This is a genomic window from Paenibacillus sp. PAMC21692 (genome assembly GCF_014303795.1).
GTDB classification, from domain to species: Bacteria; Bacillota; Bacilli; order Paenibacillales; family Paenibacillaceae; genus Pristimantibacillus; species Pristimantibacillus agaridevorans.
Genome location: NZ_CP060293.1, coordinates 2,720,929 through 2,738,655 on the forward strand (window position 1 = coordinate 2,720,929; position 17,727 = coordinate 2,738,655).

12 protein-coding genes are annotated in these 17,727 nt (G+C 50.5%); 11 read left to right on the plus strand and 1 reads right to left on the minus strand.

The window, feature by feature from the left end; genetic code table 11:
• Positions 1-144: 144 nt before the first annotated feature.
• Genes H7F31_RS10730 through H7F31_RS10745 form a run of 4 tightly spaced genes read left to right on the plus strand, consistent with a single transcriptional unit; the run spans position 145 to position 6,349 of the window.
• Positions 145-1,185, plus strand: a complete 1,041-nt coding sequence (locus H7F31_RS10730) for an S-layer homology domain-containing protein (protein WP_187104154.1) — start codon at positions 145-147, stop codon at positions 1,183-1,185.
• Positions 1,186-1,195: 10 nt separating this feature from the next.
• Positions 1,196-4,372, plus strand: coding sequence for a Gfo/Idh/MocA family oxidoreductase (locus H7F31_RS10735; RefSeq protein ID WP_187104155.1), 3,177 nt, complete (start codon positions 1,196-1,198; stop codon positions 4,370-4,372).
• Positions 4,373-4,420: 48 nt separating this feature from the next.
• Positions 4,421-5,155 carry a glucosamine-6-phosphate deaminase gene (locus tag H7F31_RS10740; RefSeq protein ID WP_187104156.1) on the plus strand — a complete coding sequence of 245 codons (735 nt, stop codon included), beginning with the start codon at positions 4,421-4,423 and terminating at the stop codon, positions 5,153-5,155.
• A gap of 36 nt (positions 5,156-5,191) precedes the next feature.
• A complete protein-coding gene (locus H7F31_RS10745) occupies positions 5,192-6,349 on the plus strand; it encodes an N-acetylglucosamine-6-phosphate deacetylase (protein ID WP_187104157.1) in 1,158 nt (385 codons plus the stop codon).
• Between the two features lie 106 nt (positions 6,350-6,455).
• Here the strand turns inward: H7F31_RS10745 and H7F31_RS10750 are convergent, their stop codons facing one another.
• Positions 6,456-7,571: a glycoside hydrolase family 88 protein gene (locus H7F31_RS10750; protein WP_187104158.1), complete on the minus strand. Its 1,116-nt coding sequence runs from the start codon at positions 7,569-7,571 to the stop codon at positions 6,456-6,458.
• Between the two features lie 122 nt (positions 7,572-7,693).
• Here H7F31_RS10750 and H7F31_RS10755 point away from each other — a divergent pair, with 122 nt between their 5' ends.
• From H7F31_RS10755 to H7F31_RS10785, 7 genes are all read left to right on the plus strand, one after another.
• Positions 7,694-8,578, plus strand: a complete 885-nt coding sequence (locus H7F31_RS10755) for an AraC family transcriptional regulator (protein WP_187104159.1) — start codon at positions 7,694-7,696, stop codon at positions 8,576-8,578.
• A 205-nt stretch (positions 8,579-8,783) separates the two neighbouring features.
• Positions 8,784-9,923, plus strand: a complete 1,140-nt coding sequence (locus tag H7F31_RS10760; protein ID WP_187104160.1) for a hypothetical protein — start codon at positions 8,784-8,786, stop codon at positions 9,921-9,923.
• Positions 9,920-10,987 (plus strand): hypothetical protein, encoded by a 1,068-nt coding sequence (locus tag H7F31_RS10765; protein ID WP_187104161.1) that lies wholly within the window; start codon positions 9,920-9,922, stop codon positions 10,985-10,987. The genes H7F31_RS10760 and H7F31_RS10765 overlap by 4 nt, the downstream gene beginning before the upstream one ends.
• A gap of 155 nt (positions 10,988-11,142) precedes the next feature.
• Complete coding sequence (locus tag H7F31_RS10770) at positions 11,143-12,240, plus strand: alanine racemase (protein WP_261800373.1); 1,098 nt, start codon at positions 11,143-11,145, stop codon at positions 12,238-12,240.
• Positions 12,241-12,579: 339 nt separating this feature from the next.
• A complete protein-coding gene (locus tag H7F31_RS10775; RefSeq protein WP_187104162.1) occupies positions 12,580-15,582 on the plus strand; it encodes a cohesin domain-containing protein in 3,003 nt (1,000 codons plus the stop codon).
• A 209-nt stretch (positions 15,583-15,791) separates the two neighbouring features.
• Positions 15,792-16,838: a M14 family zinc carboxypeptidase gene (locus tag H7F31_RS10780; protein WP_187104163.1), complete on the plus strand. Its 1,047-nt coding sequence runs from the start codon at positions 15,792-15,794 to the stop codon at positions 16,836-16,838.
• Between the two features lie 24 nt (positions 16,839-16,862).
• Positions 16,863-17,681: an acyltransferase domain-containing protein gene (locus H7F31_RS10785; RefSeq protein WP_187104164.1), complete on the plus strand. Its 819-nt coding sequence runs from the start codon at positions 16,863-16,865 to the stop codon at positions 17,679-17,681.
• Positions 17,682-17,727 lie beyond the last annotated feature (46 nt).

Sequence of the window (17,727 nt, forward strand, 5' to 3'; positions counted from 1 at the left end):
CGCGAGTGAATCTATCAAACTTAAAAATGCAGATGCATACATAAAAAAAGGAGGACAGGATCGGTCTTGACCATTTTATTCGGAGGAGGACGCTCCGTCATCCTCCTGTTTTCTTCAAGCTGACAAGGAAAGGAGATCATCCCGGTGAGCGTATTCAGAAAGTTTGTCATGTTATATCTAGTGTCCCTTGCTTGCTGCGCGGTATGGCCTTCGGCGCTTATGGCGAAAAATGCCGATATTCCGGAAGCAGTTGCGTTTAAGCTCGAAGCTGTGAAATCCGGAGCGGACGACGAAATCATAGTCAGCGTATGGGTTCAGCATGTCCCGGATGTGTATGCCTACGAAGTGGAGCTCGGGTATGAGCCTCGCAAGCTGGAGCTGATCGATATTTTAAGCGGTTTTCCCGGCATGTCGGTCAACCCTATTTTAAGCAACGATCGGATTCGGTTTGCACATACCCAAATTGGCAATATCCCTGGCAAATCGGGGAATTTGAAGCTCGCAACTTTTATTTTCAAGCAGCTACACAAAGGAGATTCCACGATACGCCTGCATAACATCAGCTTGGTCGCATCGGATCTGAAAACAACGGATTACAAGCCCGGCAATCATCTGCGGGTGGAGGATACTTCCGTCCATATTCGATTAACCGACATCGCCGGTCACTGGGCGGAGCAGGCAATAGAACAGGCGGTCAGCCTGGGGTTCGTCGAGGGTTACGCCGACGATACTTTCCGTCCGGAACGCAAAGTGACGCGAGGCGAATTCGTCTCGTTGCTGTCCCGTGCGCTGCAGCTAGAATTGCCCATAGACGCGGAGCGTCCGTATGCAGATGATAGCCAGTTCCCTCTATGGGCCAAACCGCATATATACGCAATAGCCGATCAAGGATTGATATTTGCTTACGAGGATCATACATTTCGAGCGGATCGTCCGATTACCCGTGTAGAAATGACCGCGATCATGGCACGGGCTTTCGAAGGGAAATCGGCAACTGCCGAATTGGAATATAAAGACGCCGATCAAATCCCGGCTTGGGGATACGAGGCGGTGGCAAAAGCGACGGCTTCGGGTCTCGTTCAAGGCAAACCCGGTCAGCGATTCGCGCCGAACGAGCAAACGACTAGAGCCGAAGCCATTGTATTGATTTTAAATGTATTAGACGCAATCGATAAAGGACGGTGAGGGGACGGATATGAAAAGGTATGCAATCGTAGGGGCCGGGGCCAGAGCTCGCTATATGTTTGCAAAGCCTATTGCCTTTCAGTGGCAAGCGACTGCAAAGCTGGTCGGGATCTATGATACGAATTCCACTAGGGCGAATCTGCTCGGCAAAGAATGCGGGGGAGTGCCCGTCTATGATTCGTTCGACGCGATGCTGTCCGGCTCCAGGCCGGACGTCGTTATTGTTGCTACCGTGGACAGCACGCATCATGAATATATTATTCGATCGCTCGAAGCCGGATTCGACTGCATAACCGAAAAACCGATGACGATCGATGCGGACAAATGCCGCGCCATTATGGAAGCCGAGCGGAGAACGGGGAAAAAGGTAAGCGTCACCTTTAACGCGCGCTTTAATCCCTATAACGTCAAAATCAAGGAACTTCTGATCCAGGGAGCGATCGGAGAAGTTACGCATATTCACTTCGAGTGGAATCTGGATCACAGCCATGGAGCCGATTATTACCGCAGATGGCACAGAAGGATGGAGAACAGCGGAGGACTGCTGGTTCATAAATCGACGCATCACTTCGACTTGGTCAACTGGTGGCTGGGCAAGGAGCCGGAAGAAGTATTCGCTTACGGCCGCAGGGCGTTCTATGGTGCGACGCGGGAGGAGCGAGGAGCACGTTGTTTGACTTGCGACTACCAATCAACCTGCGAATTTTATTTCGATATGGAAAGCGACGAGTTTGCCAATTCTTATTATCTTGGAGCGGAAAAGGATGACGGTTACGTCCGCGACCAATGCGTGTTCGGCGACGACATTACGATTTATGACTCGATGTCGTTGAATGTCAGGTACGGAGACGCCGTCACCTTAAATTATTCGTTGATCGCCTACAGCTCGTACGAAGGCTGGCGCGCGGTGATTCACGGGACGAAGGGGCGGATGGAAGCCGGGGTTTATACGAGCGGCGAACGCGCGAGCGAACCGTTCCAGCAGCTTCGTATTTACGACCATAGAGGCAATAGCCAGATTTATCGAGTCAAGAAGCTGGACGGCGGGCATGGCGGCAGCGATGTCAAGCTTCAGCGCATGCTGTTTGTGCCGGACCAGCCCGATCCATTGGGACAACAGGCGGATTCCTGGGCAGGAGCGATGTCGTTATGTCTGGGCTACGCCGCCAATCGGTCGATTGCGGACCATAGTCCCGTGCGAATCGGCGACCTTCTGGGGGGGAGCCGGAACGTGTTGATCTCGGAGCTGGAATCGTATCGTCTGCGGATCTATCAAGTCAAGGAACAATGGAAGCGCCATGTGTACGAGCGGTCGGAGCAAGCCTTCCGCGCAGGGGACGAACAACGGGATTTGATTGAAACGGTCGCGGAGTTAAAGACCAGGCAAACCGAAATCCGCGAACGGTTTCTGCAATGCATCGGTGGGCTGCCGCCATCCGACTCGCCTCTATTGCCCAAAGTATGCGGCGTTCTGCAGCGGCAAGGATATCAGATCCAGAAGGTTGTATTTCAATCGCGTCCCGGTATATGGGCGACATGCAACGTGTACGTCCCGGACGAGACCAGCGGACCGGGGCCGGCGGTTTTATTTTTATGCGGCCATCACGACGAGGCCAAACAAGCGGAGGAATACCAGTCCGTATGCCGCCAATTGGTCAGGGCCGGACTTGTCGTTCTGGCCATGGATCCGATCGGTCAAGGCGAACGCGTGCAGCATGCCGACGGCAACGGAGGTTCCTTTATCGGAATCGGCGTAAGGGAACATGATTATTTGGGCAGCCAATGTCTCCCGCTCGGGGATAGCCTGGCGCGGTATTTTGTCCACGATGCGATGCGGGCAATCGATTATTTGATAACAAGAGCGGATGTGGATGCGGGGCGCATCGGAGTCACCGGCAATTCGGGCGGCGGAACGCAGACGGCCATGGTGATGATGGCGGATTCGCGCATCGCCGCCGCGGCCCCGGCCACGTTCGTTATGAGCCGTCAATCGTTTATGTATGCGGGAAGATGTCAGGATGCGGAGCAAATATGGCCGGGCTTCACGGCTTTTGGCTTCGATCATGAAGATATATTGCTGGCGATTGCGCCTAAACCTCTGCTTGTATTGGCCGTTTCTTACGATTTTTTTCCTATTGAAGGCACGCTGCGCACATTTGATCGGGTGAAGCGGTTCTGGGAGATGCACGGCAAGGAAGAACAAATTCAGATGTTCGTAGATGAGGCGGTTCATTCGTATACGCCGGCTTTGGCAGCCGCCGCCGCGGAGTTTTTTATGCGTCATCTGGGCGGAAGACGGGCCGCATTCGTTGTTGCTCCCTCGGACGAAAATCCGGAAGTCTCGCAGCTGTTGTGCATGAGCTCGGGACAAGTGATGAGCGAATCAGGCTTGGAGGTTCCCGCAAGAGCTGTTCACGACGAAATTGCAGACAGGTCGCAGCTGCTTCGCGCGAATAGAGAAGCAGCTGTTTCCTTAAAGGAAACCGGCTTGCAATGGCTGGAAGAAAGAATCTACGACGGAAGAAAACCGGTCCCGTTCCGGCCAAGATGTTTTATGCAGCGGGATACGGTGGGAGAGCTGGATTTCTATAATGCCATTTGGTGGTCGCAGGAGGGAATATTCAACCACGGGCTTGTGTTTAAGGAGCTTGGCCGGGGGGAAGAGCGGATCCCCGCCACGCTTGCGGTTTGGGATGGCGGTACGCATCAGTTGCAGCGGCATTGGGATTGGATTAGTCGAACCTGCCAGTCCGGCCGAAGCGTTATTGTGCTGGATACGACGGGATCGGGTCCTTTGCAGCCGCATCTGATCGACGGCAAAGACCCGCTCGATTTTTACGAGATTATGCATAAGCTGACAACCGATTTTTTTTGGCTTGGCGACAGTCTTGCGGCATTAAGAACGTATGATGTGATCCGGGCGGTGGAGGCTGCAGCCGCTCTACCCGGCATTGACGGCAATCATCTTCAATTATATGCGTCGGGGAGACATGGCTTCTATGTTCAATTGGCATCCGCGATAAGATCGGATTTCCCCGCATGGGAATGGGAAGACGCGTTAGACAGCATTGCCTCCTGGGTGGAAAGCAAACAGTACGACCCAAAAGATATTTTAAGTATTGTGCTGCCGGGCATGCTGCATTACTTTGATCTCCCCGACTTGAGGAAATGGAGTCAAACAGAGTAAACGAGAAACAGAACGAATGCCAATGAAACAAGAGAGGAATGTGACAAATTGAACATACGGATCTTCAATTCCGCGGATGAACTAGGCGAAGCGGCTGCTAAAGAGGCATCCAACATTATGAATGGAAAAATAAAGGAGAACGGAAAGGTCAGAATCGTACTGTCGACAGGCGCGTCCCAATTCGAGTTTTTCGAATCCTTTGTTCGGCAGTCCATCGATTGGTCCAAAGTGGAGATGTTTCATCTCGATGAATATATCGGGTTGCCCGTCGCTCACGCGGCCAGCTTCCGGAAGTATTTGCAGGAACGATTCGTCGAACGGGTCGGCATAGGCAAGGTGCATTTCGTTAACGGCGAGCTGGAACCGGAATCGCATATCCGGCAGCTTGCCGAAGAAATCGCGAGGGCGGACATCGACCTGGCCTTGATCGGAATCGGAGAAAATGCGCACATCGCCTTTAACGATCCGCCAGCCGATTTTGAAACGACGGATCCGTATTTGATCGTTAATCTGGATGACAATTGCAAGCTGCAGCAGGTTAGAGAAGGCTGGTTCGCGTCTCTCGGCGACGTCCCGAATCAAGCGATTTCCATGTCGGTGCAACAAATCATGAAGGCGGAGCATATTATTTCCTGCGTACCGCATGGGGTTAAAGCGGGTGCGATCCGGCTTGCTCTAGAGCCGGGCGTAACGCCGGTGATCCCGGCATCTATTCTCAAACAACACAAAAATTGGACATTGTTTCTGGACAACGAGTCATCGTCCGGGATTGCGCGAAGCTAAGCAAGACGGCACCATGAAACGAGAGGGAGAACATCGATGCCAAGCTGGAAAGGGAAACATTGGAAGACTGGCAGGGCGGTTGAGATAAGTGTCTTGTCGGGACGTATTCATTCTGTCGAGGAAACGGAAGACGATCATGCCGACGTATGGATAGCGCCGGCGCTTATGGATCTGCAAGTGAATGGCATTGATGGAGTCAATTACAACGGGCGATATACGACCGCAGAGGCGATTGCCGGGACCGTTCGTTATTTGCATAGTTGCGGAGTAGCCCGTTTTTTGCCAACCGTCACGAGTTGCTCGCAAGAAGAGGCCTTATCTCGTCTGGCGTTACTGGTTCAGGCATGCGAGGCGGATCCGATAACCGACTATGCGATAGCCGGTATTCATATGGAAGGTCCCTATCTGTCAGCTGATGACGGACCAAGAGGCGCTCATGCCGCCAAGGTGATGAGAGATCCGGATTGGAACGAGTTTTTGGCTTGGGAGGAGGCGGCCAAAGGACGATTGCGGAAGGTGACGGTGGCTCCGGAGCGTAAAGGGGCGATCGAGTTTATTCGCAAGCTGACGGAACGCGGCATTATTGCGGCGATTGGTCATACGGGGGCGACCGAGGAGCAAATCGCGTTGGCGGTGGACGCGGGGGCAACGATGTCGACCCATCTCGGAAACGGAGCTCATCCCGTGCTGAAGCGGCATCCGAACTACATATGGGCGCAGCTTGGAGAAGACAGGTTATGGGCAGGTTTGATTGCGGACGGCTTCCACTTGCCGCCGTCCACGCTCAAATCGATGATTCGGGCGAAAGGGAGCAAGGCGATTCTCGTTAGCGATACCAACATGCTTGAGGGAGCTCCTCCGGGAACCTACGAGTATGGAGTCAACGAAGTCATAAAGGATGCGGAAGGAAGGTTGTTCCTTGCGGCATCGCCCGATATCTTTGCCGGGTCCGCGCTTGCGCTTAATGAAGGCGTGGCCAATATAGCCCGATTCGGAATCGGCTCCGTCAGCGAGGCGATTGAGATGGCTTCGACGCATGCGGCCGAATTGCTCGGTTTGGCGCAAGACGGCGCAGGTTCTCTGATGCCGGGGGCGCCGGCGGATTTTATCTTGTACGATTCCGGCGAGTCGGATTGGTTTCGCGTGAGAGAAACCGTCTCGCAGGGAATCTCCCGGTATACATTCGGCCAATAGGCCAGCAAAACCGTCCAGTACCTGCATGACTAGGAGAGTTTCTTCCTGCAGGCGAGTGAACAAAGAACCGTCTCAATAGCGAAACGGTTCTTTGTGCGATTGGCAGTTACCAATATCCTTTATGCCCTTGTTTTAGGCGCATGAGCGCCTCCAGGTAATAATAGTCGCCCCAAATCACGTAGTCATCCGGCGACGCTCCGCCTCTGACGCTGTACGAGCCGCGCTCCAGCACACCTTGCGCGTCGGGTTTGCCGATTGTCGCATAATGTCGTACCAATCCCTTCATGGAGCGTTGTATGCCATCCTCCAGAAAAGTGCGTTCGGGATGATCGGCCGGGATATGTTCAAGCAGCTCCAGTAATCCGCAAGCTGTAATCGCCGACGCCGAGCTGTCGCGTTTCGTCTCAGCGCTTACAGGGGCGTCAAAGTCCCAGTACACGACATTGTCCTCCGGCAAACGTTCGAGAAAGTAGCGGGCCATTCTTAACGAAGTTTCGAGATACAAAGGATCCCGGGTGTAACGATAAGATAAGGCAAAGCCGTATATGCCCCATGCTTGTCCTCTGGTCCAGGTAGAGCCGTCTGCATATCCCTGATGAGTGCCGCCGCGAATCGCATCCCCGGTCTCCTGGTCGAAGTAGAAGGTGTGATAGGAGGAGTCGTCGCCGCGAACGAGGAAACGGCGGCTTTTCTCCGCATGTTCGGCGGCAGCATCGCTGTATCGGCGATCTCCTGTAGTCTCGCCGGCCCAATAAAGCAATGGAAGATTCATCAGGCAATCGATAATGATTCTGCCGCCATTTTCCTCGTCGCCTTCAGATCCCCAGGCTTGGATGATCCGGGACTTCGGACGCCAGCGCGTTAACAAGAGATCCGCCGCGGCGATCGTCAGCTGTTTGGCCGATTCATCCTTTTCTACGATCCAATGCGCTTTCGAGGATAAGGAGTACAAGAAGCCGATATCATGATTATTAAGAGCCTTCTTTTGCGCGAGCCGGTCGCGGAAGCTTTCCGTCGTATACCGGGCTGCATGGAGGAAATCCGCATCCTTCGTGTATTCATAGCAAAGCCACAACATGCCGGACCAAAAGCTGGAAGTCCATGCGTTGTTGTCGTTAAGTGAGTAGACATCGTTTTTGCTTACATGGGGGTACAACTGGCCGAATCGTTTCATATTGCTGCGAGTTTTCGTAACCGCGTCCTCAATTGCTGTTGTCCACATGGGGCACCTCTTTATCTGATTTATTGGATTCATTATTCGTAAGCGTACCAAAGCAGAGTGCGAAATAATTCTATCCAATTGTGCGAAAATACAAGCGAATTGCGATTAAGCGAGGTGAAAAGATGAAACGGCTGGAGACGATTGATTTTCAGGCCAATCCGTTCCAAGGGCGTTTCCTGGCAGAGGCTGAACCGGACTACAAAGGTTTCTTCCATAGTCATCCGGGTATCGAAATATTAATGATTCATGAAGGTCGCGGCACGGTAACGCTGCCGAAACATGTCTATTCTATTCAACCCGGCGCCGTCTTTATCTTTCAGCCTCATCAGCTGCATCATGTACGAGCGATCCATACGCAAGAGCACCCGTATGTCCGATCTTTGCTGGAGTTCGATCCCGTCGCGATTTATCCGTATCTGAAGCCTTACAATCATCTGGGGCGGATGCTGACCTATGTATGGAAGGGGGATTTGAAGGAACAGGCGTTTCCGGAAATGCTCGCTCGTTATCCGATCGAGCCGAATATTCGATTTTACAAAGAGCATATGGGAAGCAATATAAGTTTGAAGCCCGAGCGGTATGCGAGCCTTGTAACACAGCTTCTGCACTATTTGCAGCTAGAGATCAGTCAGCGCTCCATTACAATGAATTTGAGAACGCAAACCGGTGTTTCTCATACCGAAGCCATCCTGCGTTGGATCGAAGAGCATTACACGGAGACATTCGATTTGGGGCAATTGGCCGATGAGCTGCATCTGTCGAAATACCATATTTCTCATCTGTTTAAAGCGGATACGGGCCGGACGGTAACGGAATATATCATGGCGCTGAGGAGCAAGGAAGCTTGCCGATTGCTTATAGACAGCCCGCTGTCTGTAGCCGAGGTGGGCGTGCGTGTCGGCTGGCCGATTGCTTCTCATTTCACAGGGCAATTTAAACGGTGGGTTGGCTGTACGCCATCGCAATATCGCAAGCGGCATCACAGGCGGTTGTTGGAAGGACGGTAGACTTCATGTACACGATCGCTTGTATCGCATCGTGCTTAATTATAGACAATGTCGGTTCTTAAATTTAGGCGGTATTTCGTAAAAATGGAGCATGTTAATCTGCGAGTGAATCTATCAAACTAAAAATGTAAGTACATTCATAAAAAGGAGGGCACGATCGGTCTTGAGCATTCAGCATCAAATATTATTTTGATGGAGGTGTTGTATGAGCTACGGCACAGGAAAACTTGAGCGGCGTACCGACGGTCTATCACCGCTATACACAACCGAAGCGGAAGATGGATTTATGCCAACAATAACTGGATTTTCTGGAGAATTAAATGGCGAGATGACTTTAGACGGATTTTTTAGCGCCAAAAATTCATCGCAATCCTTTTTTTTAAAGGGTGATTCAGGCAATATTGGCATCCCGGCGTTTGGCAATGAGTATAAACATTCAGATGTTGATAGTTATGGAGAACATGGCGCATGTATTGCAGCGCCTAAAATTGCTGGAAATACGAATATTGGGACATTAGCTTCCGGTAGCGATTCCTCCATACCGCTCGATGAGCCTACCGACGAGTTTTTCTTTACCGGAATGATAAAGCTGGTAACGGAGAACTACGGCGGTGCTGATGCCCAAGTAAAAATATTTCGGCTTAGAAATGAAAATGCAGAGGCTCTAATGTATGCAACCCCACAGTGGGCAGGGAGTGGTGCCACACGTGGAGCGGTTCAGGATTTTGTTTGGTCAGTCGGGTTTAACGGTTCTAGCGGATACGGCACCCATGAAAGCGGGGCAGCCATACTGTCTGGCGAATGGGTACGTGTTTTTATGTATTACAAGGCCAGTTCGGAGCTTGGCGTTTTCGATGGCGCCCAACTTATGGCGAGAAAAAGCTCCGCTACCAACGAACTGTTTTTCCAATTCAGGGAGTCGGATTCGGAGCAATCAAATTTCAACGATTGGAGAAAGAAAGGCGTTCAAACACTCCCTGCCATTTTTAAGCCCGCAAAAGTGGCGAACATTTTTGATAGAGCTACACCCCCGCGTAGTAAATATCTTGCCGATATGTTAATGCCGTATTACGCAAGAGCAAATCAGGTTTTTGAATGCCGACTGGATTGTATATATGGTAATGACAGCATGGAATCTGTCTGGCTGGCCAATAGCGATGACATCAATATTGCATTTGCGACAGGCAAGCTTGAGCTTCAAAAGCAAATAAGCAGAACCGAAAATCGTATAGTGATTGATGCTTCAACGCTGGGTAATTTGGATATCTCCGACAACATTTATGCGATTGTCGTCAATAGTAATCGGCAACCATCAACGGGGATTTTAGTGAGGGCAGCAGAATGACACAAATAAAAATAGCTTTTAAAAATAAATCTGCTGGGTTAGTGGCCGGATTTCAAAATACAACCGGGACTTATGATCCGAGAAATATTGGCACAGTAATAGCCGATCTATTGGATGTGAGTGGAATACCGACAGGACTGTCTTTGGAGGTAGCTGCTCCCTTGCACGGTACAACGGGTTCCACTTCTTATGCTGACGCAGATGCTTGGGGGTACAATGTCGGGGCCTACAGAAATGCGTGGATAACAAGATCAAGTACGGCAAACGGAACATTGCGTATCTCTGGTTTCGCGGCAGGCCAGGAAGGAGCAATGACTGTTTGCGGACATACAAATACGGCGGCACGGGATACGGATTATTTTATAAATGGCGGAGCCGCGAACAGGTACGATGCCACGGCTAAACCCCCGGCAGAGCCGATAACATTTTTGTTTTCCGCCAATGCAAGCGGGTACGTTGACATAACAACTGCCTATACGTCAATTTATGCATATCTAAACTTTATAGATTTTACGTTCGAGGAAAGCTCTTCCCCATCGATTGATAGCGTCGATCAATGCAAAACCGGACAAACAAGCCAGATAGTATTTACCGCGGAATTTGCAGCAATAGAAGCATCGATTTCTGACTCAGTCGTTATAAAAACGTATCCTGCTACAACGGTGGACACTGTTTCAGTCGAGGCAATCATCCCTGAGTGGATCGATGGAGAAACGGCCATAAAAATGGGTGCCGTCACTCTTAAGGCAAGCGATGGCGTAAGTGAAACCGCAGGCTATGCAACAATTCTTGAGTATTGGGATTCGCATCCTGACAACCCCAATATAATTCAATTTTCTACGGTCGAGCTGACCAGTGTTAGCGCTGATTCGATAGGTGTTGTTTTTGGTTTTAATCCACCGTTAAAGATGGGTACACAAGTTGTTTTTGATGCCGCGCGATTTACGGTAGGATCCGATGGGAAAACAACGGGTGACTATTCTGGTCTAACGCTTTTCAGGTTTAGAGACCCGGACGACAAAAAAGCTCGCAGCTTTATATTAGACACGTCCATTGGCCCGTAAGCGTTAAACGATGCCTGAGCAATCGTTAAGAGATAATCCTCCTCGATAGCCATTCAGAGGAGGATATTTCTATGCTCGTAGCTTCGCAAGGAATGAGAGCAAAAAAGCATGTCTTATCATGAAGTGAATCCTATACGAAGGAGGAGCCGTGTAAATTGGAAACACCTCATATCGTCATTGATGCCGGCATTATGGCAAACAACATCAACAAGATGGCGAAATTGGTGACAAATGCAGGCGTCAAACTAAGGCCGCATGTAAAGACGCACAAGATGCCATCCATTGCGATCAAGCAATTGATGGCAGGGGCGTCCGGCATTACGGTCGCCAAGCTGTCGGAGGCGGAATTGATGGCCAGGCATGGAATCGGGGATATCTTCATTGCCTATCCGATCGTCTCCCCTGGCAAAATCGACAGGCTGTTGCAACTCGCTTCTCAAATTCAATTGATAGCCGGCATAGACAGCTTGGAATCCGCCCGCTTGCTTGCGGAAGCGGCGGCGAAATCGGGAAAGATTATCCAAGTCCGACTTGAAATCGATACGGGCATGCGCCGAACCGGCGTCTTGTACAGGAATGCCGTAGAAATGGCGGAACAGATATCTCTTCTGCCGTCGCTGCGCTTTAACGGAATATATACCTATCGTGGCGCAATGTATGACGGCAAGCCGACACTGGATATTAAGACGGCAGGAGATGATGAAGGGAGACTAATGGTCGATCTCGCCTGCCGCATACGCAAGCGTGGTATCAGAATCGATGAAATTAGCGTTGGCTCTACGCCGACCGCGAGATACGCTGCAAACGTACCTGGCATTACCGAGATCAGACCCGGAACTTACGTATTTCAGGACCGCATGCAGTCTCGTTATGGCGTATGCGGTCCCGAAGATTGGGCAGCATGCGTTCGCGTCACGGTCATCAGCCGACCTTCAGCCGATCTTGCCATAATCGACGGGGGAAGCAAGACATTCGCTACGGATATCCAGCCGATGTCGAACCCGCTTCAACTTGAAGGTTACGGTCACGTGCTGGGGTGGGAAGACATCCGCTTCGAACGAGTTTCAGAAGAGCACGGCATGCTCAAGCTTGGACCGATCGCCCAAACTTCCAGTTTGCAAACGGGGGATATTTTGCATATTGTCCCCAATCATATTTGCAGTACGATCAACCTGCACAATCAGGTCGTTTTCCGTTACGAGAACGGAGAAGAGCATACCGCTCCCGTTCTTGCGCGAGGATTGCTCGAATAAGGCCACTACAAAGCTCCCGCCCTGCATAAAGCAGAAGGTTGGAGCTTTTTTCAACAAATTGTTAGCTATCGCTTGTATCGCATCTTGCTTAATTATAGACAATGCCGATTCTTAAATCCGGGTGGTACTTCGTAAGAACGGAGCATGTTGATCTGCGTGACATTCAATCAAACTAAAAAATGTAAGGGCATACAAAAAGAAAGGGGGACAGGAACAGTCTTGACCATGCAAGTATAGCGACATGATTAATCCTAAAAACGAGAGGAGTCAGAGGAAAGTGTCTAAAATGGAGTATTACTGTATGACAATACGCGTATTTGTAGAAAGGAGATTAACATTTTGAATAAATCCGTCAAGAAGCTGTCCATTATCTCGCTCTGTTTGGCTTTGATGTTTATGACCATCAATATTTGGGTTTTCTCGGGAACGTCTTTTGGGCAGTACAGTGAAGAAATGCAACTGCCGGATATCCCTGGTACCGAAATGATTAAGACCGCACCGGCAAACGAGTGCGAAAAACCCGATCCGGCTTGGATATTTTGCGATGATTTCGAAGAGGATCGCAGCAGCCAATATTTCGAAGGGTTCAACTTTGTAAGGAATAACCGAACGGAAGGCATGGGGTGGAAAGGCTCAACCGCCGTCAAAGGGATGTTTAAAAAAGGAGTAGAAGGTGCAGGAGGCATGAAGCTCGCATTCGGCAAAACTCCCACCGAATATGAAGCTCCTGTCTCTCGTGAGGGGGAGATTCTACGAGAAGTTTACTATCGAATGTATCTGAAGCATGAGGAGAATTGGATCGGGGGCGGCGGTTACAAGCTGTCTCGCATCATGTCACTTGCACATAATTGGGCTCAGCCGTTTGCTGGCTATGTGTGGGCCGGTCAAACCAAACCCGGCAGTACCGCAGACCAATATTTATTCCTGGATCCCGTTTCAGGTACAGACCCGGAAGGCAATCTCAAGAGTACGAAGTATGGGGATGGTCCGAATCAACGTTGGTTGGGTCAAAGAAAGGGACTAACCCCTATCTACAGTCAGGATAATATCGGGAAATGGTACAGTATAGAGGTTCATGTGAAGCTGAATGACCCCGGACAATCGAATGGCGTATTCGAATATTGGATCAATAATACGCTCCAAGCAAGTTATGTGGGTTTGAACTGGATAGGGAATTATGACGAGTTCGGGATTAACGCCATCTTTTTCGAGAACTTCTGGAACGGCGGATCTCCGCAGGATCAGAATCGCTACTTCGACAATATTGTAGTCAGCACCGAGAAGATCGATAAAGATATAAATCCTTTGAGCGCATCCGGGGGAGATGCGGAGCTGGGATGGAGCGCGCCGGACGGTTTGGTGGAAGGCGCCGAACTCATCGTTTCCACCGATGGAACCCACAACTTCGGCGATCTCGGGCCGACGGTGCTAAATCATCAGACGTCAGCCGCTCGGCTAGAGATTACCGACAATGCTAACTACGATGCGTCTGATAAGATCACCATTCTTGATATTCAGAACTGGTCAGCGGACGAGGTAAGCGCTACGATCCGTAAAGGCATTTTCAACGAAGAAACGCTGGAGGGCAAGCATCTTCATCTGCACGATGCGAATAATACCCATCTTTATATCGGTCAATTAAATGTCGTTATCGTACCGACGCCAGAGCCGACACCAACGCCAGAGCCGACACCAACGCCAACGCCAACAGCTATTACCAGCAAGGTGAAGCAAGTCGAGATAACGGCGGAGGACCTCGAGCAGGGCATCTTAATTGAAGCCGAGGATTTCACCCGCGAAGAGAACGGTACCGTATTGGTCGCTTTCAGGGACGGAACATCGCATACAACGAATAACCCCAAGGGGAGTTCTTTCTTGAGATGGGATAAGACAGGGCACCTCCTGGAGTGGGAGTTCGAAGTGCCCGAATCGGGGAACTATCGGATCGGAATGCGGTACGGATCAGATGCACCTGATTCGGTTAGACAGTTTTATCTCAACGATGGGGAGGAGTACATCTTCCATTACCCGCAAAGTCCGGGGGGATGGAATGATCGCTACAACGTTGTGTTGCAAACCACTAATGGCGTAGAGGACAACGATCTTGTGTTCTATCTTGAAGAGGGAACAACTCATACGATTCGAATGATAAACGTAACATCCGGATTAAACTTCGACTATCTGCTCGTACAAGAAGTAATTGATGAAACCTCGCAACCTCCGACTGGAGGGACGGCCGACATAATCGGCAGCCATACAGCCTTGCAGGCAGGTAACGATCTGGAGTTGACCGTTGGTGTATCGGAACTCGAGGGCAGCTTTACAGCGCTCGATGTTATCGTTGACTACGACCCTGACGTACTTTCATTCGAAACAATAACGAACGGAGCTTCTACTTCGCTGGCCGAATCAGCGATTGAGCCGCTAAATCCGAAGTATTCGGTCGCAAGCGCCGTCAATGAGGCTCAAGGTAAAATTCGGATAATCATGTTCAGTCAAGGAGAGCAATACGCGATCCAGGATGATGGCTCCTTATTCAAAATGCATGCAGAGGTGAAGGAAGGGGCTACGCCGGGGACTACCAGCGTGGCGCTTGAGAAATTTGATGTTTCCCTATTCGACGCGGCTGCATCTCTGGATATAAGCGGAGCAAGTTATTCGCTCGATATTCGACTGGCTGACAACGCAGCGTTGGCAACAGCCATTGCCAATACGCAACACCTTCACGATCAAGCGACGGAAGGCACGCTGCCGGGACAATATGCTGTCGGCTCCAAAGCGGCGCTGCAATCCGCTATTGATGCCGCAACGACAGTGAACGCAGATATCCAAGCCACTCAAGCTCAAGTGGACGCGGCACTGCAAGCTCTGAATGCCTCGATCGCAACGTTTAATCAGTCCGTCGTTCCAGTTGTTACGGTAGACAAAACGGACTTGTCCGGAAAATTGGCTATGGCGCAGAGTCGTTACGACAAAGCGGAGGAAGGCAACCGGATCGGGTTGTATGAGACGGGCTCCAAAGCGGAGTTACATGACGCGATTGCGGCAGCGAACGCTGTATATACGCTTGCGAGTGCAACTCAGGCTCAAGTGAATCAAGCCGCAACTTCGCTGGATGAAGCCTTGTTGACCTTCACAGGCAAAATCGTAACGCTGGTGCCTGGCGCTACAGCTGTTACAATCACTGATTTGGCCATCACCGCACGTTATTATGGCGTGACCCAAGATGATCCAAGCTGGAGTGATATTGAGAAAGCGGATGTACTAGGCCAGGGTGAGATTACAATTCAAACACTTGCCGCGATTGCCCAGATGATTCTGGACGATTGGCTGCTCGAGTAGTTCGGCAATTCGTGTAAGCTAGCATGTCCGGGAGGAAGAAGCTTCGTCTTCCTCCTTTTTTTCTTCAACCTGCAGCTTGAGTACATAGGCATTACGATAGAGCATCTTAATATTCGAATATTCATCTTAACTATAAGACATTCCGATGCGCATCATTCAGGAGTATGCTTGATCATAAATACACGCTTCCCAGGAGGTGCCAATCTACTTTGGCTGAACAAACAGGAAGACCCGCATTTTGGAGAACGACCTTGGATGAGCTGGAGCAACAGATCAATACGGTAAAGAAGGGGATAGCGACGATTGCCGGAAGCTCTGCCGGAGGCCGCCCGATCTATCAGGTTACATACGGAGAGAAAGAAGATTTCCGTCGGCAAGCTAATTACAGCTCAGCCTGCGGTGCGGGCAATCCGAATTATTATGCGGATAAATCGAATGGCGCAAAGCCGGTTCTCTATATCCTCGGCGGTGTACATGGCGGCGAGCTCGAGGGTGTTGCAGCGGTCCTTAATTTGATCCGCGTGTTGGAGACAGGGGAAGATTTTCGCGGTCAACGCTGGGATTATTTGCATAGAAATCAGGGGCGGTTCCGGATCATTCTTATTCCATGCGCTAATCCTGACGGACGGGCTCGGGTCCCGGTAGACACCATGGTGGGACAGAGCTACGAGATGTTCAGGCGTTATGTTCAAGGCACGTGGAAGGATGGCTCATTGTGCGATTGGCCTGGCTGCAAAAGCGTTCACCCGATTAAAGAACATGTCGAGTTTCTAGGCGGTTATTTCAATGACGATGGCGTCAATATCGTACACGATCGGTTCTATGACCCTATGGCCAAGGAGACCAAGCTGCTGCTTCGGATTGCCGAGCTTGAGGCGGCAGACTTCAGTTTGCATCTCCATGGCGGAGATAACTGCATCAATCAAATTCTTAAAACCGCATATATGAATCGTACGGTTCGAGAGGGTCAGAATCGATTTAACCGGATGGTTCGGGAGGCTTGCGAGCTAAGAGGATTGGAATATTACGTGAATGAAACGGAATCCCGTCCAGAAGACGGAGACCGGCCAGCTGCATTTTGCATCGATTCCGCCATGCATCATGTTTGCGGGGGGATCAGCTGCACATACGAGACGAATATGGGGTTGGACTATGGTAGACTAAGATGTACGCATGATGAAATCTTGGACCATCATATGATTCTGTTCGATACATTATTCAGATTCTATGATTCGGCGGGTCAGAAGGCGACATGATCCCATCTGCGGAACGTCAGTAAGGTGGAGGCGATTAAACTGAATATCGAACGATTGTGCGACGGCATACAACTTCATCCCGAAGCCAAACGTCTGGTGCTGGACTACGATATGGATGCAATTGAATATGAAAGCGCCAAACGACATTTTTACGAAGATTACATGTCCTTTTTCGAAAAGGAGGAGCAGCTCCGGGGACATCGAGTTCGTCTGCTGTATTTGTTTATCCGATTCGCGGTTGATCTGTATGAGGAATACAAAACTAGAGAGATTGATGATTCGGTCTATTATGACACGTTTTCGGATATTCGGATTTGGTGTATGGACTGCAAAAGACAGTTTGGGGAATTTGGTTTGCAGGAATATCGATGGTTCAAGGAGCATTTGCGTCTGCGTCTCTTCCGATTGGGAAGGCTGCAATTTCATCCCTATACGATGACGTCCGACGTTGTAGTTGCAGGAAAGAGGGTATACGAGAACCAGATTGTGCTGAACGTCCATATCCCTGCAGGCGAGCCGCTAGACGCTGACAAGGTTGATGCATCATTCGAGCGTGCGCGTCGTTTCTTTAGAGGCGTTGAACCGGTGTTCGTATGCCACAGCTGGATGCTTGAGCCTAAGCTTAGTCAAATTCTGAAAGCCGACTCGAACATTTTGCAATTTCAGCGCCACTTTACGGTCTATAGGTTGAACCCTGACTCGCGCCAGGCGGAGGAGCGCATATTCCAGCAGGTGTGCTCCGATTATTCGGAATACCCGGAGTCTACAGAATTGCAGCGGAGCGCCAAAAGCTTCCTGCTCGCAGGTCAGAAGCTGGGGGCGGCCAGCGGCATAAAAATATAAGCTTGTCTCCATCGGGGACAAGCTTTTTTTCTTTGCATAAGGCAAA